Genomic DNA, 25337 nt, shown 5'->3' on the forward strand with positions numbered 1-25337 from the left:
CTTTTTATTGCAACAACGGTGGCCGAAACGTCAGGCCGCGCTGTCGATCTCCTCGGCACCGTTTACCGGTACGTAGTTGAGCACGGGTCCGAGCCAGCGCTCTACCTCTACCAACGGCATGTCCTTGCGACGCGCATAGTCCAGCACCTGATCGCGTTCCACCTTGGCAACACCGAAATAGTAGCTCTCGGGATGGCCGATATAGAGGCCGGAGACGGAGGAGCCGGGCCACATGGCATAACTCTCCGTCAGCTCCACGCCCGCCGCGTTGGTGGCGTCGAGCAGGGAGAACAGGGTTTTCTTTTCGGTATGATCAGGCTGGGCCGGATAACCGGGCGCAGGGCGGATACCGGCATAGGCCTCGCCGATCAGCTCATCGCCGGCAAGAGCTTCTTCGGGCGCATAACCCCAGAATTCCTTGCGCACCCGCTCATGCATACGTTCGGCAAAGGCTTCCGCAAAACGGTCGGCCAGCGCCTTGACGAGAATCGACGAATAATCGTCATTAGCCCGCTCGAAGCGTTCAGCAATCGCCACCTCCTCGATACCCGCCGTGACGACGAAGCCGCCGACATAATCGGCAACGCCGCTATCGACAGGCGCGACGAAATCGGAAAGCGCCACATTGGGGCGTCCGTCACGCTTGGAAAGCTGCTGGCGCAGCGTGAAGAAGGTCGCCAGTTCTTCGGAGCGGTTTTCATCCGTGAACAGCCTGATGTCGTCTCCCACCGCATTGGCGGGCCAGAAGCCGATAACAGCCCGCGGCCGGAACCATTTTTCCTTGATGATCTTCTTCAGCATCGCCTGCGCATCGGCATAAAGCTGCCGCGCAGCCTCACCCTGCTTCTCGTCTTCAAGGATAGCGGGATATCGGCCCTTCAGCTCCCAGGTCTGGAAGAACGGCGTCCAGTCGATGTAACGGGACAGCTCCTCAAGGTCATAGGTCTCGAACACCTTGGTGCCGAAGAATTGCGGCTTCACGACACTATAGGTCGACCAGTCGATCTTGTGCGCATTCTCGCGGGCGCGGGAAAGCGGCAGACGCTGCTTTTCGCGCTCATTGCGGGCGTGCGCCTCCGCCACCTTGGCATATTCAGCCCGGATGCCGTCGATATAGGCTGGCTTCTGCTCGGCGGAGAGAAGTGCGGAGACGACGCCCACCGCACGCGAGGCATCGGTGACATAGATCGCCTGGCCCTGTTCGTAACGCGGATGGATTTTCACCGCCGTATGCACGCGGCTCGTTGTTGCGCCGCCGATCAGCAGCGGGATGTTGAAACCCTGCCGCTCCATTTCCGCCGCCACATGCACCATTTCATCAAGCGACGGCGTGATGAGACCGGAAAGACCGATCACATCGACCTTTTCGGCAATCGCCGTTTCAAGGATTTTCGTCGTCGGCACCATCACGCCGAGATCGATGATCTCGTAATTGTTGCAGGCAAGAACGACGCCGACGATGTTCTTGCCGATATCGTGCACATCACCCTTCACGGTCGCCATCAGCACCTTGCCGGCGGCCTTGTTCTGTTCACCGCCATTCAGGCGCTTTTCCTCTTCCATGTAAGGAAGCAGAACGGCGACGGCCTGCTTCATCACGCGGGCGGATTTCACCACCTGCGGCAGAAACATCTTGCCGGAACCGAACAGATCACCGACCACGTTCATGCCCGCCATCAGCGGCCCTTCGATAACGTGCAGCGGGCGGGCGGCCTGCTGGCGCGCCTCTTCCGTATCGGCTTCGATGAATTCGGTAATGCCGTTGACCAGCGCGTGTTGCAGCCGCTTTTCGACGGAAAGCTCGCGCCAGGAAAGATCCTGCACCTTCGCCTGTTTTTCACCCGTGCCGCGGAAACGCTCCGCCACGTCAAGCAGCCGCTCCGTCGCGTCGTCGCGGCGGTTCAGCACCACATCTTCGCAGGCCTCGCGCAATTCCGCATCGATGTTGTCGTAAACCGCAAGCTGCCCGGCATTGACGATGCCCATATCCATGCCGACCTGGATGGCGTGGTAGAGGAACACGGCATGCATCGCCTCACGCACTGGCTCATTGCCGCGGAAGGAGAAGGACAGGTTGGAAACGCCACCGGAAATATGCGTCAGCGGCATGGTTTCGCGGATGGTCTTTGTGGCTTCAATGAAGTCCACGCCGTAATTATTGTGCTCCTCGATACCCGTGGCTACCGCAAACACGTTTGGATCGAAGATGATGTCTTCCGGCGACAGGCCCGCCTTTTCAGTCAAAAGCTTGTAGGCGCGCGTGCAGATTTCCACCTTGCGCTGATAGGTATCCGCCTGCCCGACCTCGTCAAATGCCATGACCACGACCGCAGCACCGTAATTGTGGACGAGCCGCGCCTGCTGGAGAAACTTCTCCTCGCCTTCCTTCAGCGAAATCGAATTGACGATCGATTTGCCCTGCACGCATTTCAGACCGGCTTCGATGATTTCGAACTTGGATGAGTCGATCATCACAGGCACGCGGGCAATATCAGGCTCGGCGGCAATGAGGTTCAGGAACTCCACCATCGCCTTTTGCGAGTCGATCAGGCCCTCATCCATGTTGATGTCGATGATCTGCGCACCGTTTTCCACCTGATCGCGGGCGACAGCCAGCGCCGCCGTGTAATCGCCGGCAGTGATCAGCTTGCGGAAGCGGGCCGAGCCGGTGACGTTGGTACGTTCGCCAACGTTGACGAAGGGAATGTCCTTGGTCAGCACGAAGGGTTCGAGACCCGAAAGCGACATGAAGGGCTTGTGCTCGGGAATGGGGCGCGGCTTGTAATCCTTGACGGCTTCGGCAATCGCCCGGATATGCTCGGGCGTCGAGCCGCAGCAACCGCCGACGATGTTGACAAGACCGTCGCGGGCAAAACCCTGCACCTGGCGCGCCATCATCTCGGGTGTTTCGTCATATTGCCCGAATTCGTTCGGCAGGCCGGCATTCGGATAGGCGCAGACGAAGGTGTCGGCCACATCCGAAAGCTCCTGCAGATGCGGACGCATGGCATCTGCACCAAGAGCGCAGTTGAGGCCGATGGTGAAGGGGTTGGCGTGTCGCACCGAGTTCCAGAAAGCAGACGGCGTCTGGCCGGACAGCGTGCGGCCGGAAAGGTCCGTGATCGTGCCTGATATCATCACCGGCAGACGGATGCCCTTGGCCTCGAAACGCTCCTCACAGGCGAAGATTGCGGCCTTGGCGTTCAGCGTATCGAAGATCGTCTCGATGAGGATGATATCCGCGCCGCCATCGATCAGACCGTCGATCTGCTCGCCATAGGCGATGCGCAGATCGTCGAAACTGACGGCACGGTAACCAGGATTGTTGACATCAGGCGAAATCGAGGCGGTGCGGTTGGTCGGGCCGATAGCGCCCGCAACGAAACGGCGGCGGCCATCTTCGCGCTCACCCCGCTGGGCAGCACGGCGGACGATCTGCGCCCCTTCGCGGTTGAGATCGTAGACGGCATTTTCCATCTCGTAGTCCGCCTGCGCGATGCGCGTCGACGAAAACGTGTTGGTTTCGAGAATATCCGCACCCGCCATCGCATAGCGATAATGGATTTCTTCGATGGCATCCGGCTGGGTCAGGATCAGAAGGTCGTTATTGCCCTGCTGGTGACAGGCGCAGCCGATAAAACGATCACCGCGAAAATGATCTTCATCAAACCCCAGTCCTTGAATCTGCGTGCCCATTGCGCCATCGAGAATGAGGATACGTTCGCTGGCGGCCTGGCGCAGCGCGCGCAAAATTTCCGCGCCGTCGCGCTTTGCCCCTTCAGGGCCGAACAGATCGTCAAACACGGGCGCACTCCTCATTTCGATTTGCAAGATCGCAAGCCGTCAAGTCACATAAAGATATGTTTATGTCAATATATCTTCAAGGTATAGGTATGGCTTTGCGTCGTTGCGGCAGACTACGAAATTTCACTGACAGATGACAGGTTTATGCAGCAAGGATATAAGCCGAAGCAGCAAACCGTATGGAGGACGAAATGCCCGAGGACGACCACAACAACCGGAACTGGAACACCTTGCCATGGCATCGCCAGTGGCTGGTCAAACAGGCCGATGGGCTTTTCGACTTCTTCCAGTACCGCGCCGTCAATCCGGCCGGCGGCTTCTTCGATCTCGATGCCAAGGGTGCGCCGCTGCAGAAAAACGATCCTGTGCGCGGCATCCATGCCTCGGCACGCATGGTGCATTGCTTCTCCATCGGCCACCTGCTCGGACGGCCGGGCTGCGGCGATATCGTCGACCACGGTATGACCTACCTCTGGAACAATCATCGTGACAGCGAGCACGGCGGTTATTTCTGGCAGGTCAACGATGGCGGCCCGGTGGACGCCACCAAACAGGGTTATGGCCACGCCTTCGTGCTTCTGGCCGCCTCCTCCGCCAAAACTGTCGGCCACCCGCTTGCTGACAAGATGCTGGCCGACATCACCGAGGTTCTGGAAACGCGTTTCTGGGAAGAAAAACACGGCGCTATCGCCGAGGAATTCAACCGCGACTGGTCACCCATCGACAATTATCGCGGCCAGAATTCCAACATGCATCTGACCGAAGCGCTGATGGCCGCCTATGAGGCGACCGGCGACAGCAATTACCTGACAAAGGCCGAACGCATCGCCGATCTCGTCATCCGTCGCCGCGCCGGTGAGCTGGATTTCCGCGTGCCGGAGCATTTTGACGAGAACTGGACGCTCGACAAGGAGTATCGTGGCAACGAAATGTTCCGCCCCTCGGGCTCCACTCCCGGCCACTGGCTGGAATGGGCGCGCCTCATCCTGCAATTGTGGGTGCTGGGCGAACGCCGCCACGACTGGATGCCGGTGGCGGCAAAATCGCTCTTCGTGCAATCCATGGCGCTTGGCTGGGACCGCGAAAAAGGCGGCTTCTTTTATACGCTCGACTGGCACGACAATCCCGACAAGACGGCAAAGCTCTGGTGGCCCATGTGCGAGGCGGCGGGTGCAGCCCACTTCCTCAACGAAAATCTGCCGGCGGACGAATTCTACGAAGACAGCTACCGCCGCATCTGGAGCACGATCGCCAACAATTTCATCGACCACGACAATGGCGGCTGGCACGAGGAGCTGACGGAAAATCTGATTCCAGCCAACACGCTTTTCCCCGGCAAGGGCGACATCTACCACGCGCTTCAGGCCTGCCTGATCCCGCTATTTCCGGCAACGGGAAGTTTGACGAAAGTGATCAAGGAAGGCGGCGGCTCCTATTGAGGCCGCTGCAAGAATGAAGCATCTGACACGCTCCGTCATACCGGACGTGATGATGCTGGACCCCGGATCAAATCCGGGGTGTCGGCATATCGAGGCGCCTCAAAATCCGATAGTTTCCTCGAAATCATCCCAGGACTGGTACATTTCATAACGGCCGATACCCGGGATCGGCACATGTCCGTAATAGGGTGAAAGCTGGAACTCGGCGGCAGCCTCGCTTTTGCCGGCAACGGCGCTCACATAGATCGCGGAGGCGAGCCCGGTTCGGTTGGCGCCGTGTTCGCAATGGATGAGGATCGGTTTTTCAGCGTTGCGCAGCACGGCGACGAGCGTTTCCGCTTCCTCCACCGAGACCTTCTCGCTTGAACTCAGCGGATAATCGACAAGCCGGACACCGTTGTTTTTCGCTGCCTGGCTTTCGGCGTCATACCAGCCTTCACGCTTTTCATCGCGCAGATTGATGATCGTCTTGATGCCGTAGGCCTTGGCATAGGCCGTGATGTCCTTACCGCTCGGCTGGGCCGAACGATAAAGTTCGCCGGGGATGACCTCGTGAAAATTTCCGGTCAGCTGGCCAATGCCCATATGCGCGCCGGCCAGAACCGGCAGAGCCACCAGGCCAATGGCGGCAATTTTCAGAAACTTCAGAACTATACGCAAAACCTAAACCCGCAACATTCATCGGACGGGTGGGCAGGTGGCATTGCAAATCGGCGAAAACAAGTCCCGCAACGGCGAAAGCGGCCTCGGCGTGGCCGGCAACGACGCGGGCACCTTTACGAACCCCTTGCGAAACAAGGGGTTCAGGCGACAGCACGAAAATGTTCAAGAAACCGTGAGGGTCGGAAGCAGCGACAGCCGTTCAATCGAATTCCGCAGAAACGATGGTGACGCGCCATTCCAGCCGTTGCGGATCTACCGTTTCATTGTTGCGCAGTCGGAAAGAGCGGCACGCGGCAAATGTCTCTCCAGCCTCGATCCGCCTTTCACTCACCTGATAGGGATCAAAGGCGACGGAGGCGCGGAAGGCAGGCTCGAACCCTTCAAGCGTATAGGTCAGGCGCTGCACGGCAACATTATTGTCGTTGCGGAAGCTGACGCGGATCGGCAATGCCGCATCCGTGCACGCCGCATCGAAGCTAGCCGTCGCAATGACATGGTCGAGCCGCTGGCTACCGCGCTGCCAGTCGTAAATGACAAAGGCGGCGGTGGTCCCCCAGATCAACAGCAGGCAGATGACGACCGGTTTGAGGTGCCGCGGAAACGCGATGAGGGTGAGAAGAAGAATGGCACTGAGAACGGCTCCGACAATCACGTCGCCCCTCCCCCATAAAAACTAACCCGCATGCGATCCTGTCCTCCCTTGCCCATTCCTGCCCGCAACATCAGCCCTATCCAGGTGTCGAAGCACCGGCATTGCCGCAGACAGGCACAACTCTATGGTCGTGCCCCTCGCTGTCAAGACAACCAAGCGTGACCCCGCTTCCGTTGCTTTGACAAGGCGGCGAAAGGAACCAAACGCCGTTGAAGGCGTTCGCCGCATCAGAACAGCATGACGGGGCGGTAAAAAACGTCGCGATTTGGGCAAGGAAGGCCGGCAACTCGAGGGAACAATCTGCCCCTTGGAACCGCCGATCTCCAACCCATATTAAATGCACCTAATATATGTTATAGAAGTCAATCAGCTCAGGGAGAAAAACGATGAAAACGCTGATCGTAACGTCACTCTTGGCCCTGTCCGCCAGCACCGCGATGGCTGCGGATGCCGTCTACGAAACCCCGGCGCCTCCGGTCGCGCAGGAAACCCTGCCGGTATTTACCTGGTCTGGTCCGTATCTTGGTATTCAAGGCGGCGCTGGCTGGGCGAACGGCGATTTTTCGGCTGGCGGCCCCGTCGCGTCGGATAGTTTCGATGGCGGCATTCTGGGCGCTTTTGCCGGTTACAATTACCAGTTCGACAATAATTTCGTCCTCGGTATCGAAGGCGATGTCGATTATAACTGGAACGACAATGACTATGCCGGCGTGAACATCGGCACCGACTGGCAGGGCTCTGTTCGTGGCCGTGTCGGTTACGCTTTCGACCGTGCCTTGATCTATGGTACCGCCGGCTGGACAGCGACGCGCGGTTTCATCGAAACGCCTGGCGCCGGCAAGGATAGCACCACGTTCAACGGTTACACCGTCGGCGCTGGCTTGGACTATGCCTTCACCGACAATGTGTTCGGCAGGATTGAATATCGCTACAATGACTATGGCGACAAGGACATCTTCGGCGTCAACACCGATTTCGACCAGAGCACCGTCAAGGTCGGCCTTGGTGTGAAGTTCTGATAGCGTCGACAAACGTCAGCAAAAGAGCCCGGCCAAGTGCCGGGCTTTTTCTTTGTCGGAACGCCCCACCAGCTTCGCCCTGAGACTCTAAAAACGTGGAAAATGTGAACATCGCAAAAATGAGATATTCACGGACCGTTCAGCCGGCCCGTGCCATCATGCGGGCATAATGAGCCTCTATCTCCCGAAGCAGGCTTATGGAGTAGCCCTCGATGAAAAAGATCATTCTTACAACCCTTGCCGCGCTGGTTGCCACCGGCAGCGTCTTCGCGTCCTACGGCACCGCTGCCGCGCAGGACTATCCCTATCGTCCGCGCTACGACCGTGGCGGCCCGCCCCCACCGCCCTATCGCGAACACCGCCGCCACAATGATGGTGCTGCGATTGCCGGCGGACTGGCTGCAGGCGTTATCGGCGGCCTGATCGGCGGCGCAATCGCCAACGGCGGTAACAGCGGTCCCCGCTACTACGAGCCACCACCGCCGCCCCGCCCACGCTGCTGGTTCGAAGACCGCCGCGTTCCCAATTCCTATGATGGCGGCTGGCACACCGAAAGCATGCGGGTCTGCGACTGACCCCATAGCTGAAAATCCGTAATGAACAATCCGACCAGTCTTAATGGCTGGTCGGATTTTTTGTTGGATGAGCAAAATCCAAGGAATGCGCAATGATCGATGATGTATCGACTTGCTATACGGAATCGCACCAACTCGTTCAAAATATAAGGAAATGTAGTTCGTCACATGCGACGATTTTCGCACCTTTGAAAACATTGAACTTTCCTTGGGCTGTCGTCACCAATGGCTGACACTGTCGTCACATTCGTTGCTCCTGCAGAGCCCTTTTCTCACAATCGATAATCCTGAGGCCTACCCCGGTGCTGGAACGGTCCCACGCGATCGTATTGAAAGTTCCCAAGCGAAGCCTTTCCTCCGATTGCAATCAAAGGCTTCAATATACTTGCTTGTTCTCGCTACCTAATCGATAGTTGCGCTCAACCTCTGCACGACGAACGCGTCTTCTCGCGAAAGCATGGGGAGGCTTTGGTGCGGGGGCGCAATTGCCATTCTACGTTAGAAAATCGGTTTCGGCGGGTCCATTCCGCTTCAATTTCTCCAAGTCTGGGGTCGGTGTCTCTGTAGGCGTGAAAGGCCTACGGATAGGAACCGGTCCTCGGGGACACTACATCCATGCTGGTCGCGGCGGCCTCTACTATCGGGCGACGCTTGGTAATGCTGGAGGAAGTCTGCAATCGCCAGTTTTGCCACAACAACAAGCATTGCCGAAGGTTACTTTCGACAACGGTGATGTCGAAATGATCGAGATCGATTCCGGCGATGTCATGCACATGCGTGACACTTCCTTTTCGGAACTCCTTGACGAGATAAACTCCAAGGCGCAGCAGACCCGCATGTCAGTGGCCCTTTCGTTGACCGCTCTCGCAATAGGTGCGGTGGCGGCCCTCGCTACGGGCGGACCTGGATTGCTAATTTGCGCTGTGGCGCTACCAGCGGGGGCGATCGGCAGTTGGCTGGATTCTTATCGCAGGACAACCGTACTCTACTATGACCTAGAAGGTGACGCGGAAACAGCCTACGGGCGGCTGACAGAAGGGTATGACGGCCTGAACGGGTGTGCTGCCAAATGGCATATCGAGGCCGGAGGCGCTATCCAAAGTCTAGCAGCGTGGAAGCGCAATGCAGGAGCTTCCCACCTCGTAAACAGGAAATCGACCAAGCTCGCCTATACCCTCCCGTCGGTTATCAAGAGCAACGTCACGCCTCCTGCTCTGCATGTGGGCCGGCAGGTCATGTTTTTCATGCCCGATATTGTGCTTGTGCAGGACGGTAGTCGGGTAGGTGCCGTTAGCTACGCCGACTTGAACGTGCGTTGGCAGGACTCCATGTTCATCGAGACAGAGCGCGTCCCAAGCGACGCCACGATCGTAGATCACACTTGGAAGCATCCGAACAAGAGCGGCGGTCCCGACAGGCGTTTCAAAGACAACAGGCAGATTCCAATCTGCCTGTACGAAACAATGCACCTCACGAGCAACAGTGGCGTTAACGAACTCGTGGAGTTTTCCAGGACCGGGGTGGTGGCCGCTTTTGTGGATGGATGCCGGATGCTCGCCGCGCTGCCTCGGGAACGGAAACCTGCGGTCGCGTTGCCACCAGCGCCTGCGAACGATGCCGTGGATGTCGCTCCCGTCAAGGCCACGGAAAGGAAAGGCAGTTTCCTCAAGGGAGCATTACTGACAGTTCTCGCGCTTCTGGTCGGAATTCCGGCACTTGCCATCTTTTTCGGCCCCCGTCACAAGGAGGCGGATGCCGGATTGCCACCTAATTTTGTTGCGGAGACAACCGAAACGCTGGCCGCAGGAGAAAAGGATGGGGCGCTGCCCGAGAAAATCAAAATTGAACCCACGCCTCAAGTGCCGACGGTCAACAAAACCGAAATGGTTCAGTCGGGGCCGTCCACCAGTGACAAAGCGGAGCCCGCCGCAATCCGCTATACGAAGACCGACGCTAATCTGCGCGAGGGACCTGGCACCAAATTCGCTGTGATGATCGTTGTCCCTAAAGGAGGGCAGGTTTCCGTCATGGAAACTAAAGGTGGATGGAGCCGTGTCCAGGTAGATGTCAAAACGTCTGGATGGATGGCGAATTCTACGATCATGGGAAATTAACCGTCGACTCCAGCGTCGGAACTGCCGATTATCCGAAGAAACCAACACGTCCGCTATTTTTGAACCTCAAAGGCACGGTCGTCTACAATGGCTCCGAGGAGCCCGTGATCAAACTGTTGCCAACGGCATGGATCGGAGAGAATACGGTTTCGACGGCGCAGATCAGGCGGACGGACGCGATGATTAATGACAAAAGGTTGCGTCGGAACTAAATCTGCTTAGAAAAGAGTTGTGGCAGTGATGATCTCGATCAGAGATTGCACGTCCGTTTCTGAGAACGTAGACTTGTTTATACAACGTCATCTTGCATGGAAATCGCATGTCCTCTTCCGACAATCCCAACCGTTTTCGCTGGCTACATTTCAGCGACATCCACGTCGGAGTAAAAGGACAGGAACATCTTTGGCCACGCTCTGGACATTTACTGGATGCAGACCTCGAGAAGGTCTTGCGACGCGCTGGCGAGATCGACCTGATCATATTTTCAGGCGACTTGGTTCAGAAAGGGGCGGCTGAAGAGTTTGATCAGTTCGATGAAATCATGGCTAGGATAATGGACCGAGTCTCGGAATTCCAAGACCGCCCGCAAATGATCGCACTTCCTGGGAACCACGATCTCGTACGACCGGACTCACTCGATAGCCACGCCATTACTCTCTCAAGCTATTGGGATCGGCCAGACATACGAGATCGATTCTGGGACAAGAAAGGTGACGATTATCGAACGTTCATCGGAAAAGCGTTCGAAAACTTCAGTTCGTGGCAGAAACGAGCCATCGACACCGGGGTCCACATTCGTCCGCAGAAGACAGGAATTTTGCCTGGCGACGCCGCTTACATTTTGGACACGCCCCGAGGGGCGCTAGGCGTGGCAGCTCTCAATTCGACCTGGCTCCAACTTGAGGGCGGCGACTATACCGGTCGTCTTCACGTCGACGCTCGACAGCTGTTGGCAATCACGGATTCAAATCCGGACAACTGGGTCAATTCAAATGACGTAAGCCTTCTCGTGACACACCAGCCGCCAAGTTGGCTCCACGCAAACAAACCTACAACTTGGGAAAACGACATCAATCCTGCTGGACGCTTCGACCTGCATCTGTACGGACACATGCACAAGCCAGACACTACGACTGTGGCCCATGGTGGGGGGCATGCTAGACGGAGCCTGCAGGCAGCGTCGTTGTTTGGGTTGGAAATCTACGGAGCGGCGATTGAGCGAATCCAAGGCTATTCCCTTTGCGAGATTGAGATCGCGGATCAGACTAGGAAGCTTACCGTCTGGCCGCGAACCATGATTGAGGTGGCTGGAGGCGACATGATACTCGCCCGAGACCTCAGCCAAGGGGCCGATGAAGATACGGGCAGCTTTTCAATGCCCTATTCGTTGAACAGAAAAAAAAGGCATCTCCACCGCACGTGGTCACCAACCTCAGTGAATCTGAACGAAGTCTATCCGTTGCAGAGGTTGTCGACCTTAGCCGACCGGTTAAATTCGACCTGGAAACTCTACGCTCCACCACTATCGTCAGCAGAGCTCACCAAAGTGTCCGCCAATTAGAACGGGACGTCGTTCTTGCTGGATTGGCCCGGGACCGCATCGTTTGGGTTGCTTCCGACTGGGGAATGGGCCACGAGGGCTTCGTTTCATCCATCCGCGATAGGCTTGGTATACCGTCACTGTCTGTGTTCGTGCTTGATTTCAGCGGCTATCGAACCAGAGAGAGTTTCTTCGAAAGTCTTCAAACCCTTTACAGAACGAGCTTTCAAGAGATTTGCGAGGCGATCGCTGACGCTGGACCTTCAGTCCTGATCTTTGATGACCTTGATTTTTCTTCGAGCAGCAGCATGGACGGCGGCTTCGAACTTGAAGTCGAAGCCCTCGCGCAAACTGTGTCTGCTTTTGCGACGGAGACTTTGATTTTCATTCGCTCACGGCGAACCACGCGGTTTGCCACCTTTGAACAAGTGGAATTGAGGGCGCTTGATGAGGCTGACGTCGGCGTCTACGCCGCCGCGAGTGAGATCGGAAGCGAGAAATACGCCAAGCCCGAGATTGCCTCCAAGCTCTTCCGTCATACGGACGGTGTCCCAAATCGAATTGACGTCGCGTTGCGTGGATTGCAACTGATATCGCTTAACGAACTGATGGAGTCGAACCCCGACTTCAGTTCATCGGGCGGTGCGTTGATTGAAGCGCCACCCGCTCTCGTAGCAACGGTATCAGAACTTAGAGCGTCGGACGACAGGCAAGAGCAGAGAGCCTGGAATCTGCTTTTGGCGCTGAGTGCCCTGCCTCATGGTGAACAGCTTGGACGATTGAAGCGGTTTCTCGGTCCCCATCCAATTGACGTACCCCACGCACACGCGCTGGCCGACCGTTCTTTGATCAACTCCGTTTCTCTGGCAACTTTCGAAGGAGCTGAAACCGAGTCGAACCGGACGCTGGTGGTCCCTCGCTCGGTGAGGGAATACGTTAGAAATATAATCGACGATAAAACGGCGGAGGATATAGACCTCAAGGCACTGGAGCTTCACTTCGGCAGGCAATGGTCGGCTGGAGATATCCACTCCTCACCGACGGTCAGACGGGTGCAGCAGGCGCTGTGTGATGTTTACGAAATTCATAACGCCAGCACGCTGATACTGAGGACCGTTAGGCGGTCGCTCGACGGGATTGGTTCGACTTCAGCAGAAAGTGCGATCCGACTTGCGCTAGGATTTGTTGATGCGTTGCAAGACGGTGACCATTTCCGCAGTGTATCGGGCTTTTGCGAAGACATGCTCGCTGCGATCGCGGATGACAATCGTTTTGAGCGAGAAGCAAATACGCTGAGATATGAATACGCACGCAGTCTGCGCATGACGAGCCGCCACTATGAAGCTATCACAAACTTCGAGGCTCTTGACGACACATACCTAAGTAAACAGCAACGCCAAAGCGTTCAGCTCGGACTTGCGCTCTGCCTCGACAGCCAAGGGGATGAAGACGGCGCGGCGGAAGCCGCGAAACGGGCTATAACGATTGATCGGCATTCATCCCGCGCGTTGCACGCTCGATTGATCCTTGCCGAACAGTTTCAGGATAATGACGAGCGGATCGCCGAGCTAAAGAAAATCCTCATAAAGGCGCAGAAGAACGGAAACCATTCGCTTGCGAATACGATCAATCTGTCCCTTGCTAAAGACCGCCGCAAAAAGGGATTGCCGACCGACGACGTCTTAAAGCAAATCGTGACGACACAAAAGAAGACCGGCGATTTCTACAATGCCGCGCGGGCCATCGTTGATCTCGCAGGAGAGTCTGGCGCTGTCGAACGACTTACGGCGACAGATCGTGCGAATCTCATCGGCGCTTACCACTATCTTTTTCACGAGCGCATGTTCAATCTATTTGACAGGTGCCATTCAGCGCTTTGGAAGCTGTTCTCCCATGATGGCGATGCAGCGAGCTTGTTGAACCTATTCAGACTGAGTTCTTTCATATGGCGTCTAAACGGACGAGAAGAGCAGGAAACAAAATATCTTGTCGAGTTGGCGAAGAAATTCGGCGATCTGATTGCTCGTGGTGTTTCTGGTACCAACCGCGACGGGGCATACTTTATCGTTAGAGTGTCCATGGTAATTGGGCAACATAAGTTGCTTGATGGCGATGCGGAAAGAAAGGATTTGGGTGAACCAAGCTAACCTGGGTCATCCAATTCTTCGGTGATTTTGTGGACTACTATCCTGCGTGCGCCCAGGTGATTAACCATTTCCCCTGCCTTAGGTGCTGGCCCGCACGTCAGAAAACATACTACACCTCGCCCCGAACTATGTAGAAAACAACGCCTAATTCTGCATGCAAGAATTTTCACGCTACAGAGCCATACGTTTCGGCTTGACATGGCTGGGTAGCGGGCTTCAAGAAGCGAAGACAACGCTAAATTGTGCGCTGTTGAATATAAGTGAATTGCGTCGCTGTGTTACGCTCGGGCTGGTGGGGTTAATCGTTGTTTCTGAATTCGTTGAAACACAATTTGTTAGTATTTTGGGGGAGACTGGCGAGGAAAGCTCATTATTTATAGCGTCCTCGGGATATGTTTCATAACGGTATTATTGCCGTTGTTTTTTCCAAAGTTCGGAGATGTAAGTACCTTCTGGGGAGCGGTGTATGCCTCTTGGCTGGCCGGACTTCTTATGTTTGTCGCCACCGGTCTAATTATCGCGGCCGTAACTCTTCCCCGACCTGAACAAGACCTAATCAATACTCGTATCCACAACCTTTTGCAGCGCCAGCAGGGACCTCATATAGACTACATCTCTAAAAAGCTGGTCGGGCTTCTTGAGCCATATATGGAATGCGTTGAGCGAACCCTGAACGTAGTTAAATACGATAGCGCCCACAAAATGTTCTTGGTCAATCAAGACACCGAGATCGCTTACAGATCGTACGTCTTGGACGCTGATGTGACCTTTCCATCTAGGGTCGGATACAAAAACGCACCACTACCGCCACCTGGTGGAGACAATTGCTGTCTTGCATATCTCCGTGTTGATGGAAAGGATTTCGGCGGAAGCGAAACCTTCACTTCTGAGATCACTCGTCCATTTGAAATCACAATCAAGCCCCATTCAAAATGCGTAGTGAAGCATCGGATGGTCTATTGGGTGGCAGTCGACGAGGCAAATAGACAATTGGCAATTCGCTTCACTCGGAAGATGTGCGTCAAGATTAACAATCAGCTTGGGACCCAAAAAATCAAGGTGACCCATCATGTTGGGAGCGGTCAAAACGGCGTGATCGAATGTGGAGAGACGGCAATAGTTGTGAACAATCTGGATGTCCATCCCTGCAAAAACGACACGGATTTTACATTTCATTTTACCATGGATGTTGAAAATTAACGTTTAACAACATATAAGTAGAGAAAACGAAGGAGAATCTAATGAGATTTGGCGACGATATCGGAGCTTAATGCTCCATGCATTAATCGGATGCCCTTTCGCGAAGCAATCTGGGTATCGGGTTTTGGTATGAATGCGATAGGTCAATTCGCCTATTTCGCAGTATTGGGTTTTTCGCCCCTTTATGCGATGCGGAGCTTTCGTTTCGACTGGTCTGCATGGGCTGATGTGGGTATTTCATTAAAATCTGACTGATGTATGCATTTTAGCTTGCTTACTCAGTTCTTTCGTCTCGCAATTGAAATGATTGCAAATCTAAAAGGCAGGGTTTCCCCTGCCTTTTATGCTGGCCCGCAGGCCAGAAAAGAGACTACATCCCGTTTCCAAGATGGCTGCCGACCCGCAGGTCAGACCCAACGTTTACCGGGTACCAACATGGCCGTCAACGGCCCTGCGATCATTTTCCGGAGCCGTCAATCGTTCGAGGATTTCTTCCTCGACAAGAGCGACACGGCGCTCATGTTCAACAATGAGTGCAGCCATTTCGGCGGCATGCCTTTCCCCAGCCCGGTTTTCGATGAACGAACGCAGCGGGACAATGGCACTTGCGACACCTTCGAGGATCGCCTCGAAGTCCCTTTGTGACACCTTCGGCACCATGTGCAGGCCACCCCGATTGAAATCGACATAACGCTCAAGTCTGCAGATGCCGGCGGTCATGACCTTGTCGCAGATTGCCCACACTGTGCGCTCCTTGTCCGGTCCCGGGTTTTCCGAGAGCTGGCGACAATATGGTGGAAGTGGAAGACCCAGTTCGATTTCACGAGGCGGTTCGCTCGTCAATGGTACGAACACGACTGCGCCATCCATCGGCGACATAGAGACTGGAGGCCGCAGGATTACCCCTGGGTGATAATCGGTGAACTCCGGTTTACGCGCGCCCTTGGCGGCCGCAATCCAATAGACTTCGCGAGATGCTGGTTTCCTGAGGATTGTCAGCACCTCGTCGTTCCAGCTATCGAGCCCGCCCCTCGGTGACCTTGCCTCGTTTGCGGCTACCGGGCGTTTCGAGTTCTCCACAGCAACAGACCTTGTCGACATAAGGATGGTCTTTCTATGCTTCATTCGCAGCGCTCCTCGTAATCTGAAATCACCGACTGATCACGCTTGGCGGCTCGATAGCCACCGTCCAGCGCGATATGAATCCCTCGAAAGCCCGTGCGGCCATCAATGCGCCTGACACTGATTTCCCCCTTCAGGATCGCAACCGCTACGTCGCCTACGGGACGTCTTTCGGCGCAGCAGTAGGCGCGGAATTTCCTCGATGTCCCCGTTGATACCCGGGGGAGCATTGAGATGGAGCGGAGGATGTCGTCGACCTGGCGACGCAGAAATTTCACCCCTCTGCCAGCATCACCCGATACATACGCAATAGGGGTGAGATAACCGGCAGACAGCAGCGGCGACACTTCCCAGCTACGGATTCCGAGTAGTTCGCCAACTTCGACCCTGCTCAGCAGTGCGTCGATCTCGCGCCTGATTTCGGCCATCTGGGTCGTATCGAAGGAGACGCGGCGCTTCCCACGCTGCCCACCACCGACCTGACCGAGAGCGCTGACAAGACTGGCGAGACCGCGACGGTCCATATCGAGATCGGCAGCCAGCGCAGTCAGGCTCACCATACCGTCCTCATCGGCGTCGACCGCACGGTTTCCCGTCAAGGCCGTGACGTGCGCCTTCCGGAAGGCCGATAGCAGCATCCGCTTTGCAAAGGCATCCGGCAGGGAACGCGCCTGATCATACGCCCAGCCGAACACGATCGAATAGGATCGATCGATCTCGGCGCTGGAAAGGTTGTTTTTTACCCAGTGGGCAACGACGTTGACCAGATGGACACGATCTTTACTCAGGGCACGATAACCAACATCCGCCATGCGACTCGTCAGTTCGGGGATAGCGTCGACTTTCGAGTTCGAAACCAGGCGGCCGACGAGATGACAAAGGTCGATCACGACCGTCGCGTCGAGGCCGTCAAGCAATGGCGCTTCCCACGCATCCTCGTAGCCCATGCGCATCAGAAGGTAGGCCGCTAACGTCCCCCGACGAAGCACGTTCGGACGGCGATCGCCTACCAGTTCATTTCCGCTTTTGGTCACGTCGAACCTTGGCCACCACCAGCCAACGGGGCGGTTATCAATATCGCGGTCGGCGAGTTCAAGATCGTGGTAGGGGCAGCGACGCACCGCGACGATGTCCCACCAGCACCGATGATAAGCTTTCTCGGCGAGGCAGGCCGCGCACCAGCGCCGCCGACTGAATGACAGACCACGTTTCGTGAAGCGCTGGCCGCCGAGCCAATACGATCCGTCCCGTTTCACCGGAGTAGCATGTGCAAGCCGACGACGGCGATCGTCGGAGATCGGAAGACCGCACACGACTTCCAGCAACGACGCAGGTACGATGTTGCGGCCGTTGACTTCGATCCATTTCGAGTAGACCCGCATACTGTCGTGTCCCTCGTTGTCCACCAAGCGGGCGAAGTAACCCAGCGCGCCCTCGGTTTCCCCAGGCTCGATGGACCAGTTGCTGAACGGCATCGTCAAGCGATCAAGCATGGCGGTCGCCTCCACGGCCGAATGGTACATAATCTGCATCCAGCGAAAGGCGCTCGGCAGCCGCGCGTCGCAGGTGCTGGAGAGTGATGCGGGGACTGTCGTCGTTGATGGCGAAGAAGGCGGCGGCCGTGATGACGTTCATTGGCCACCCAATGGTGCCGCGGCAAATATGGAAGAAGTCGGCGACATAGTCGTTCTCGCCGAGACCCGACAGTTCGCGGAAAGGCAGGAGACGGTCCACGCCGTAGAGGAAGTATTGGAGCCTCTCGCGGTCCTCCACGCTATTCTGGTCGTACTTACGCATACGGAAACGAGGAAGACCGCCACGCCCCTCGATCTCCGGAATTTCCATCATCGCCTTCTCGATCGACGGATGTCCGGCGAGCAGGACATTGCAGAAGCGACGGTCTGCAACATACTTGACCAGCGACATCGCAACGGTTCTGCGCTGGCCACGGTCGTTTAGGATCGCGTGGGCGTCATCGATGATGAGAAGCCTGACACCCATTTTCATGAGTCTGGTCGTCGCCATCTTGTTGATGGTCGCAGCGGACAGATTGGGGATCGCGGCGGCGGCCGTCGCGTCGTAGATTTCCCGTCCCAGCGACATCGAGTTCCAATCGCGCCGCGCCTCGACGTAAAGCACCGGGTATTGGTAGCCGGTCTCTGTCTGCACCGGAGGATGCTTGCTCGCGAAGTATTGGAGGACAAAGGACTTGCCACTACGGTAGTCTCCCAGCATCGCACCGACCTGACCGACATCGGGGGTGCCACCATCCACAGGCAGATGGAACCGCTTGACGTCCTTGAACCGCGCAAGAAAATCGTCGCTGCGGAATAGTACGTCGCGGACCATGGCCTGGCGTTCGGCCGGCGAACGGGATGCTGCCTCGGCACGCTGCTCGGGGGTCACCATGGGGGTAACGTTGAACTGCGGGAATACCCTCATTCGTCTTCTCCTTCGCTGTGGAACTTGCTGAAGAGGTCCGCCGCGGACGTGCGGGCCTCGGTGTCAGTGCGATCAGAAATTGCCGGTGGCGCGGCCTGAGCATGTCTGGCACGAGGCTCGACATCAGCGGCGTTTCCCGCGAACGGATCACCAGAGATCGGGACGATATGACCGTCGCCGTTCACCTCCGGGCCGAGGCTGAAGATTTCCGACGGCGTGCTGCCTCGGCGGGATTCCGCATCGATGCGGGACCTGTTTGCCGGGGCGGGCTCAAACGGCTCGTCGATGCGGATACGCTCGGCGCTTGCGGCAGCGCTATGAACGGGATCGACGATGCGGCTGCGCGCGAATTTGCGCTTGAGGCCCGCGAAGAAGCGCTCAAAGCTGTGCTTCACGCGCATGGTTTTGCGGCGCTCATTCAGCTCCCTGATCTCATCTGTCATCGTATCGCGCAGGGATACAAGGTCCGTCACCGAGGCCGCATCCTCTTTCAGACGGTCGCGGTAGACCTTCTTGATAGCGCGGTGGCGTGAGAGCGTCATGCCAATGGCGTATGCGGCATCCGCTCCGGAGATAGGCACCTCGATGAAGGTCGGCGGATTGACGTGGTGATTGACAACCCAGATGCGGGCGAGATCGTTTGGATCACGAACGCACTTGTAACGTGTCGTTTCCGAGCGATCCGACGCCATGCGGTGCTTCGGGTCGGCAGTGAAAACAGCAAGACCCGGATCGGCGTACCGAAGACAATCCCAAAGGATGCCATCGTTCTGGATGGTCCTGTAGGTGAAATCGCCGGCGAGGCGCGCAAAGACGAGCGGGTCGACCGGGCGGCGCGGCGGAGCATGCTTGATTGTGGCGGCCCATTTGTCGTTCGGGATTGCTTTCATCGATCGGAGCACGCCGATGCCTTTGATAGGGCGCGTGTGGTACTTCGTCGCGAAATAGGTCAAGAGCCAGGCCTCAAGCTCCGACAGTGTCAGAACCGGCAAACCCGCATTTTTGGCGTCGTCGTATTCCTTGCGGCGCTGAGGATTGGAAAACGTCGAGCCGGGGGCAATATGGAGGACGTCCTGGTTGATGACCCTGAACGCGCGCTCGACGCCGCCTTTTTCCCACCCGTGGGAGCCGCGGTATTCCACGATTTTGAAGCCCAGCTGAGCGGCAGCCGAACGCATGTTTTCCGACAGGTTTTCCATCGCCAGATCGACACCCACGTTCGCTGGCAGGCCATATGGAAGGTAGACCAGTCCAGGGAATGCAGACATGTCCTTGGGATAGATCGCATGCTTGAGCGCGGCGAGAGTGCCGATATAACTTGGTCCTTCGAAGGAGATCGCAAATCCCACAACCGCCGCGGTGCAGCGATCGCGGAAGATACAGAGCCAAGGGCGCTCCCAAAATACGGGATAGACGTCGTCGAGGGCCGTGACGTCGGCCTGTGTCCAGTCCACGTCCACCGTGTCGAGCGCGCTGTCCGGCAGGACCTGGCGGATATAGATGCCGAACTTCTCCTGCGCGGGACCAGGGCCGTATGTGTTTGCGTACTTGACGAACTTGTCAACCTTCCCCCAACGGCGCTGGATAGTGCTGTCGGAGGGACCCCGGTATTTGCCGCTCCCGTCGAAGACCTCACGGCCAACGGCATCGTTTTCAGGCAGCGCTGCCCACTTCGAGAACAGGGCTTTCACGTCGTCCCAGTCACCTTCGGTCTGCAAGCTGACCTGATGGACGGCGTCTTCCAGCAACTGTTCCGTCAAAGACGAGTATGTCGTGATCCTGTTGCCCGGCGGCACCTGTGGCGCGAGCGCTACCAGCGGATCATAGTGGTTTTCGTAATAGACCGCGAGTTTTTGCCTCAGCCGGCTGTAGGATGGTGGCGGGTTGTCGCCTACACGGTCGGCGCGGTCAGCCGCAACCTGGAGGATCAGGGGCTTATCCGCCGGGCGACCCAGCCGTTGGGCTGCTTCGGCAATCTCGGTAACGTATCCAAGCCACTTCTCGGCGCTTTCACGCTGCCAGTCCTTGAGTGCAAGAGTCTGCCCATCGTTTACGACGCCGCCAGACGACTTATAAGGCTTGAAGCGGCCCTGCTGTTCGAGAGTCACAAGCTGATAGTTTGTGAGATAGAGCGTACCGCCGCCGAATAGGTTGACGAGGGTTGCCACCGCCCCATGGTGATCGTCGGCATCCCACGAACGCACAGCATAGTGCCCGACCTTGCGGCGGCCGGGACTGAAGATCATGTACTTCTCGTCGACGGAGATCGAGACTGGCTGAGATAGCGGGGCAGCAAAGTCGTGCTTCGGAACCTCAAGTTCAACTGCTGTGATAGCGACAGGCAGGCTTCCGAAGTTAGTGAAATCGCCTGGCCTGGCGTAAATACTCATCGTGCGGGCTCCTTTCGGCCGTAGCGCGGCCAGCGGACGACGGAACTGTCGTCGTAGTGACGTGACAGGTCGATCTCGATCTCGCCCCGGTGGGCGAGTTGCATGAGGGCGGTGAAGTGGCGGTCGATCTCTTCAAGTGTCCGCGTGAAAACGGCCTCGTTGGTCCTTCCGAGCACCTGATACACTGGCGGCGGCAGGCTCACTGCGCTGCGGACAGCGCCGATCGTCGACGGAAGACCGTGCCGATAGAGCGCGTCTCGGACAGCTTCCAGCGCTGGTCGGTCATCCACGAAGCTGTGCTCGTACTGGCGGCGCAGGTTCGTCATTCTCGGTTCGATGCGGATCGAAAGCTCGGAATGCACGGCGTAGCCGCAATCGTGCTCCTCCCGGTAGATTTGCTTGAGGACACGGACACGTTCTGCGAAGCCCGCGCGCTCGTCCTGGATGGCGACGGGAACGTACTCGATCACGGTGACATGGCCGTCATCTTCAAGGACGGCAACATCGGGAGACACAGTCCTGACCTTCGAGCGCAGGGAGATATCGTGCCAGACGGAATATTCGAGCTTGGGCGGGTAGACGGCGATGCGGACAACCCGCGGATCGGTCTCGAGATGGATCAGACCGTCCGTCATAAGAGGTAGTCTGGTCCTAACCCAAGGCGTCGTTGCCTTCCTTGTCGGGAAGACACCCGGAAGGGTTGGATGGCGTGCGCGATCCTTAACGGTGCGCCCCGATTCGTAGGGTTCGGTGAAGATATGCTTCATCTGCGCTTTCCATAGCTCCGCCGGTCGCGGGAATCGCATACCCGCTCCGGCGCTGCCATTGCTGTTGAGTTAGGATTACAAACCGTTGCGGCCCGGACGATCAGAGACCGAGCAGATCATGCGGCGCAGTTCTTCTTCGAGTTCGACAGCGCTGATCTGAGCGAGACCCTCGAGATCGAAGTCCATGGAACCGAGGTGGAGGCATTCGTTGAGAGTTTTCTTTACGAGATACATGGCAAAGTCCTTCCATGCCCGTTCGTCGGCGACGACGGGTTGAATAAGATACGGCTTTCGCCGCGATTTCGGTGAAGCTTCGAGCGTTACCGCGCGGTGGCGGGGATCAGGACGGAGCTGAAGCAAGCGGCCTGCGCCGCCCGTCTATTCGTACCGTCACCTGGACCTCCGCCACGTCTCCGGTTTCCGCGACAAGTGCTCCGGAAACCAACAGGCGATCCGCTGGAAGACACGGCTTTGCCAGCGCCATTAACGCTTTACGCGTCATCAGCCCAAGTTGCCGGTTTTCCTGTTGAATTGACCCGCTAGCCGGGGTAACTGTTCGCCATGGCTTTTTTCCTTCTAGTTGGAGCCATTTGGCTGACACCTGCTGTAACAGGTCCAGCCACTCTAAAATGGGTCGCCTTGCCGGGCGGCCCATTTTCATTTCCGACAGTGCAAGGAGGCACTTGTGAGAGTGCGCCGTGGCGTCGTTGAAAGCGATATAAGCGTGACTGCAGGGCATGTACAAGCTCCCTTAAAAACGCATCAGATGAGTGGATCGGCCCCAGATCGTTCTGATTTCAACCATTACGCGTCCACTCGATTTTGGTTGCTTTCTAGTATTCTTCAGCGGCCTAAGGAAATTCAAGAACTCGCAGACGAGGTTGATTTTTAAGAGAAATCCTAGAACTCCTTGCTGAATCCTTGTCTGCATGCCTTCGGTTTTTCGTTGCAACCTACGCAAAGCATTTGGGGTGCCGACAAAGGAGACCAGAGATCGAGACCAAGGATTCGAACGTTGCCGCGGCATCGCGGCAACGTTCGTTGGGGCATCAGCGGACGAAACGCCAAATGTCCACCGGAGCAGCGCTTCAGCCTGGTCCGAAGGAAAGCGGTGAAAGCAAATCTTGCCTTCGAAGTGCACAAGCCGATGTTTCGAAATCCTGTCTGTAAGCAACATGTCGAATCCTTTGCAATTCCTCTCGAGCACATCTCGTGTACTGTGATCGCAAGGAACTCCCGTGAAATTCCCTGATGGCGACAATTCAAGAACTCGCGTGGTCGAATACTTGAATTAAATCCTTACCGAATTCTGCGACGGGAAAATCGCAACAACGTCTGATCTACAACCTATGCCGGTACGGACGATTGAAGAGAAATATTAACCATATTCGAAGTCTTCCAATTATCCTGTCGCTCAATGTCCTTCTGAGGGGACCGAGCCCAAAATTCTGGCGGAGAGGCACATATTTTTAGACTTCGAAATTGGTTTCTCGATAGCCATGGTACTGCCATTCACGGGGTTACGATCCCCGGTAAGCCCCATTGCAGCCCTGATCACGTCAGCCTGCAAACTACCTTTCCGCAAAAGACTGGCATGAAGATCAAGAAGGATATCCCGGTGTTCCTCAAGCAGGGATTTCGCGCGCCGAAACTCTGTCTGCAATGTGGCTTCGACGGACTTGTGGAGACCCTTGCGGCGATGACGGAATGCCGACAACTCACGAGGGCTGTCGCCGGGCTCGACAGACAAAGTCTTCCCGAGACCCCACTTGATCTCCGTCATGGTCGCTAGATCAGTCGCACGGTTGAGGTCCGCCGAGGGATCGCCGCCGGCCCCATTTCCATATTCACCGAACAGCACTTCTTCGGCCGCGATGCCACCCAGCAGTGTAGCAATCTTGTTTCGGAAGTACGTTGAAGTCTTCCGACTAAATAACCGCTCCTCGAACTTCGTGTGGCCCAAAGATTGTGATAGGCTGCCAACCTGAATGGTTCTCTCGATTGAGACCGATACGAGTGGGTCCGCCTCGAGCAAAACACCGAGGATCGCATGGCCGAGCTCGTGCGCGGCCACGCACCGTTGCATTGTCATCGGAACCGGCACGACTGGCGGCATGGCGGAGATGAGATCAGCAAGCACCATCAGACGCCTTGCCCGTCGCGCAATACGGCGAGCATCCCGGACGCACCGTTCGATGTCGGCACCAGACCAGCCGTCGCTTGCTGCCACCACGCCGTCCAGTACGTCGTCGACAAGGTCTCCCCGGAGATAGAAGCGAAGGATGTCGTGGCGCGCCATCGCATCCGGAAAAGGAATGGAGAAGTGACGTTCCAGCCGCCCCGCTCGAAGAAGCGCTGGATCGATGATGTCCGGATAGTTTGTCGCACCGATGACGACAACGCCTTCATGTGACTGTGCTCCGTCCAACAGTTCCAGAAGCGCGTTGATCACCTGACGATGGTAGTTGTCGCTGCTGCCGGTTCTGTCATCACGGCTGGTGAAACTGTCGAATTCATCAACCAATAAGACCGATGGCGCTTGCATTGCAGCCTCTGAAAATGTTTTCCGCATTGCTTTCAGCATGTCGCCGAGATGACCGGTTGCCTGCCATCGTCCCGCGGAACCGAGGATCAACGGCACGCCGCAAGTCCTTGCAAGCGCCGCTGCATAGGACGTCTTGCCGGACCCGGGTGCGCCCGAAAGCAGAATGCCGCGATCAACGGCATCCCACGCAAGGTTGCCCGCTTTCCACGCCGCCAAGTCTTCGGCAAGTTCGAGGCCCCATGTTTTTGCATCACCGTATCCGGACAGATCGTGCAGTGTCGGACCAGACGATGAAGCGTCAGAAGAACGTGTTTCCTTTTCGGGTTGCGGATACCGGCGAAGACGTCCAAGGCTGGCGGCGATGGATCGTCCGCGTCGCAAACCGAGTTCGGTACGCTTAGGGGATTGATTTGCCAAAAACTCGGCGTCCGCTTCCGTAATATTCCCGAACCCCATCCGTCGGCCCGCGATCTGGTAATCGGTTGGAGCCGGCAGGGCCAAAGAGACCACGATATCAGCGGCGATGCGGACCTCATCGGTGACAAGGTCGCCGTCCTGGAGAAGAATGATTGCCCGCTTGAGTTCTCGCAGTTTCCTGAAGGCCTCGAAATCATCGGCAAGGTCAGTCTCCTCGTCAACGACGAGGACATAGTTGTTGCCGTGTTCGCCACTCTCCGGCACTGTCCCCTCAAGCAACCACTTTGCGGCCATCTTGTAAGCATGAACATCCGCTTTCGGCGGCATGATGAAAGCTGCCACGAACGACGAACGCCTTCTCAGAAACCATCGGATTGATCGCGACATTGCGATGATCGCAAGATGTGTCGGCAGGGTCAGCTCGTATTTCGAGCGGTAGTACGGATCGCGGTTGCCCATAAGATTGGCTGTATAGGACTGCATTGGATACCTCGGAACACG

Annotated in this window: 17 protein-coding genes; 7 read left to right on the forward strand and 10 right to left on the reverse strand. The window is 56.7% G+C overall.

Translation table 11 applies throughout. The features are described 5' to 3' along the window. Positions 1–30: 30 nt before the first annotated feature. Positions 31–3804, reverse strand: coding sequence for a methionine synthase (gene metH / locus RBH71_RS22735; protein WP_323687498.1), 3774 nt, complete (start codon positions 3802–3804; stop codon positions 31–33). 179 nt (positions 3805–3983) lie between these two features. Here metH and RBH71_RS22740 point away from each other — a divergent pair, with 179 nt between their 5' ends. Continuing rightward, positions 3984–5243 (forward strand): AGE family epimerase/isomerase, encoded by a 1260-nt coding sequence (locus tag RBH71_RS22740; RefSeq protein ID WP_003513342.1) that lies wholly within the window; start codon positions 3984–3986, stop codon positions 5241–5243. Between the two features lie 99 nt (positions 5244–5342). On the opposite strand, the gene RBH71_RS22745 is transcribed toward RBH71_RS22740, so the two are convergent. Together RBH71_RS22745 and RBH71_RS22750 are read right to left on the reverse strand one after the other, a co-directional pair. Further along, positions 5343–5903, reverse strand: coding sequence for a dual specificity protein phosphatase family protein (locus RBH71_RS22745; protein WP_003513343.1), 561 nt, complete (start codon positions 5901–5903; stop codon positions 5343–5345). Between the two features lie 202 nt (positions 5904–6105). Further along, on the reverse strand, positions 6106–6558 hold the full coding sequence (locus RBH71_RS22750) for a hypothetical protein (protein ID WP_003513344.1): 453 nt from the start codon (positions 6556–6558) through the stop codon (positions 6106–6108). Positions 6559–6944: 386 nt separating this feature from the next. On the opposite strand from RBH71_RS22750, the gene RBH71_RS22755 reads away from it, so the two are divergent. The 6 genes from RBH71_RS22755 to RBH71_RS22780 all read left to right on the forward strand — a co-directional run bounded on the left by RBH71_RS22755 (position 6945) and on the right by RBH71_RS22780 (position 15153). After that, the gene (locus RBH71_RS22755) at positions 6945–7577 is read left to right on the forward strand and encodes an outer membrane protein (RefSeq protein WP_003513345.1); all 633 of its coding nucleotides are present in this window, start codon (positions 6945–6947) and stop codon (positions 7575–7577) included. 212 nt (positions 7578–7789) lie between these two features. Next, positions 7790–8152 (forward strand): hypothetical protein, encoded by a 363-nt coding sequence (locus RBH71_RS22760; protein ID WP_003513347.1) that lies wholly within the window; start codon positions 7790–7792, stop codon positions 8150–8152. Positions 8153–8637: 485 nt separating this feature from the next. Beyond that, on the forward strand, positions 8638–10266 hold the full coding sequence (locus RBH71_RS22765) for an SH3 domain-containing protein (RefSeq protein ID WP_323687499.1): 1629 nt from the start codon (positions 8638–8640) through the stop codon (positions 10264–10266). Positions 10267–10585: 319 nt separating this feature from the next. Continuing rightward, the gene (locus tag RBH71_RS22770; protein WP_323687500.1) at positions 10586–11827 is read left to right on the forward strand and encodes a metallophosphoesterase family protein; all 1242 of its coding nucleotides are present in this window, start codon (positions 10586–10588) and stop codon (positions 11825–11827) included. 65 nt (positions 11828–11892) lie between these two features. Next, complete coding sequence (locus tag RBH71_RS22775; RefSeq protein WP_323687501.1) at positions 11893–13953, forward strand: hypothetical protein; 2061 nt, start codon at positions 11893–11895, stop codon at positions 13951–13953. 492 nt (positions 13954–14445) lie between these two features. Then, positions 14446–15153 carry a hypothetical protein gene (locus RBH71_RS22780; RefSeq protein ID WP_323687502.1) on the forward strand — a complete coding sequence of 236 codons (708 nt, stop codon included), beginning with the start codon at positions 14446–14448 and terminating at the stop codon, positions 15151–15153. A 420-nt stretch (positions 15154–15573) separates the two neighbouring features. Here RBH71_RS22780 and RBH71_RS22785 read toward each other — a convergent pair whose 3' ends face one another. From RBH71_RS22785 to RBH71_RS22815, 7 genes are all read right to left on the reverse strand, one after another. Next, positions 15574–16278, reverse strand: a complete 705-nt coding sequence (locus tag RBH71_RS22785; protein WP_323687503.1) for a hypothetical protein — start codon at positions 16276–16278, stop codon at positions 15574–15576. Further along, positions 16275–17768 (reverse strand): TniQ family protein, encoded by a 1494-nt coding sequence (locus tag RBH71_RS22790; protein WP_323687504.1) that lies wholly within the window; start codon positions 17766–17768, stop codon positions 16275–16277. The genes RBH71_RS22785 and RBH71_RS22790 overlap by 4 nt, the downstream gene beginning before the upstream one ends. Beyond that, positions 17761–18717 (reverse strand): TniB family NTP-binding protein, encoded by a 957-nt coding sequence (locus RBH71_RS22795; RefSeq protein WP_323687505.1) that lies wholly within the window; start codon positions 18715–18717, stop codon positions 17761–17763. The genes RBH71_RS22790 and RBH71_RS22795 overlap by 8 nt, the downstream gene beginning before the upstream one ends. Further along, positions 18714–21107 (reverse strand): hypothetical protein, encoded by a 2394-nt coding sequence (locus tag RBH71_RS22800; RefSeq protein WP_323687506.1) that lies wholly within the window; start codon positions 21105–21107, stop codon positions 18714–18716. The genes RBH71_RS22795 and RBH71_RS22800 overlap by 4 nt, the downstream gene beginning before the upstream one ends. Further along, positions 21104–21874 carry a hypothetical protein gene (locus tag RBH71_RS22805; RefSeq protein ID WP_323687507.1) on the reverse strand — a complete coding sequence of 257 codons (771 nt, stop codon included), beginning with the start codon at positions 21872–21874 and terminating at the stop codon, positions 21104–21106. The genes RBH71_RS22800 and RBH71_RS22805 overlap by 4 nt, the downstream gene beginning before the upstream one ends. A 75-nt stretch (positions 21875–21949) precedes the next feature. Next, entirely contained in the window at positions 21950–22108 is a 159-nt protein-coding gene (locus RBH71_RS22810) for a hypothetical protein (RefSeq protein WP_162729492.1), read from the reverse strand. A 1180-nt stretch (positions 22109–23288) separates the two neighbouring features. Beyond that, on the reverse strand, positions 23289–25319 hold the full coding sequence (locus RBH71_RS22815; RefSeq protein WP_323687508.1) for an AAA family ATPase: 2031 nt from the start codon (positions 25317–25319) through the stop codon (positions 23289–23291). Positions 25320–25337: the final 18 nt, after the last annotated feature.

Origin of the sequence: Rhizobium sp. AN68 (assembly GCF_030758035.1) — a bacterium.
GTDB lineage: Bacteria > Pseudomonadota > Alphaproteobacteria > Rhizobiales > Rhizobiaceae > Agrobacterium > Agrobacterium tumefaciens.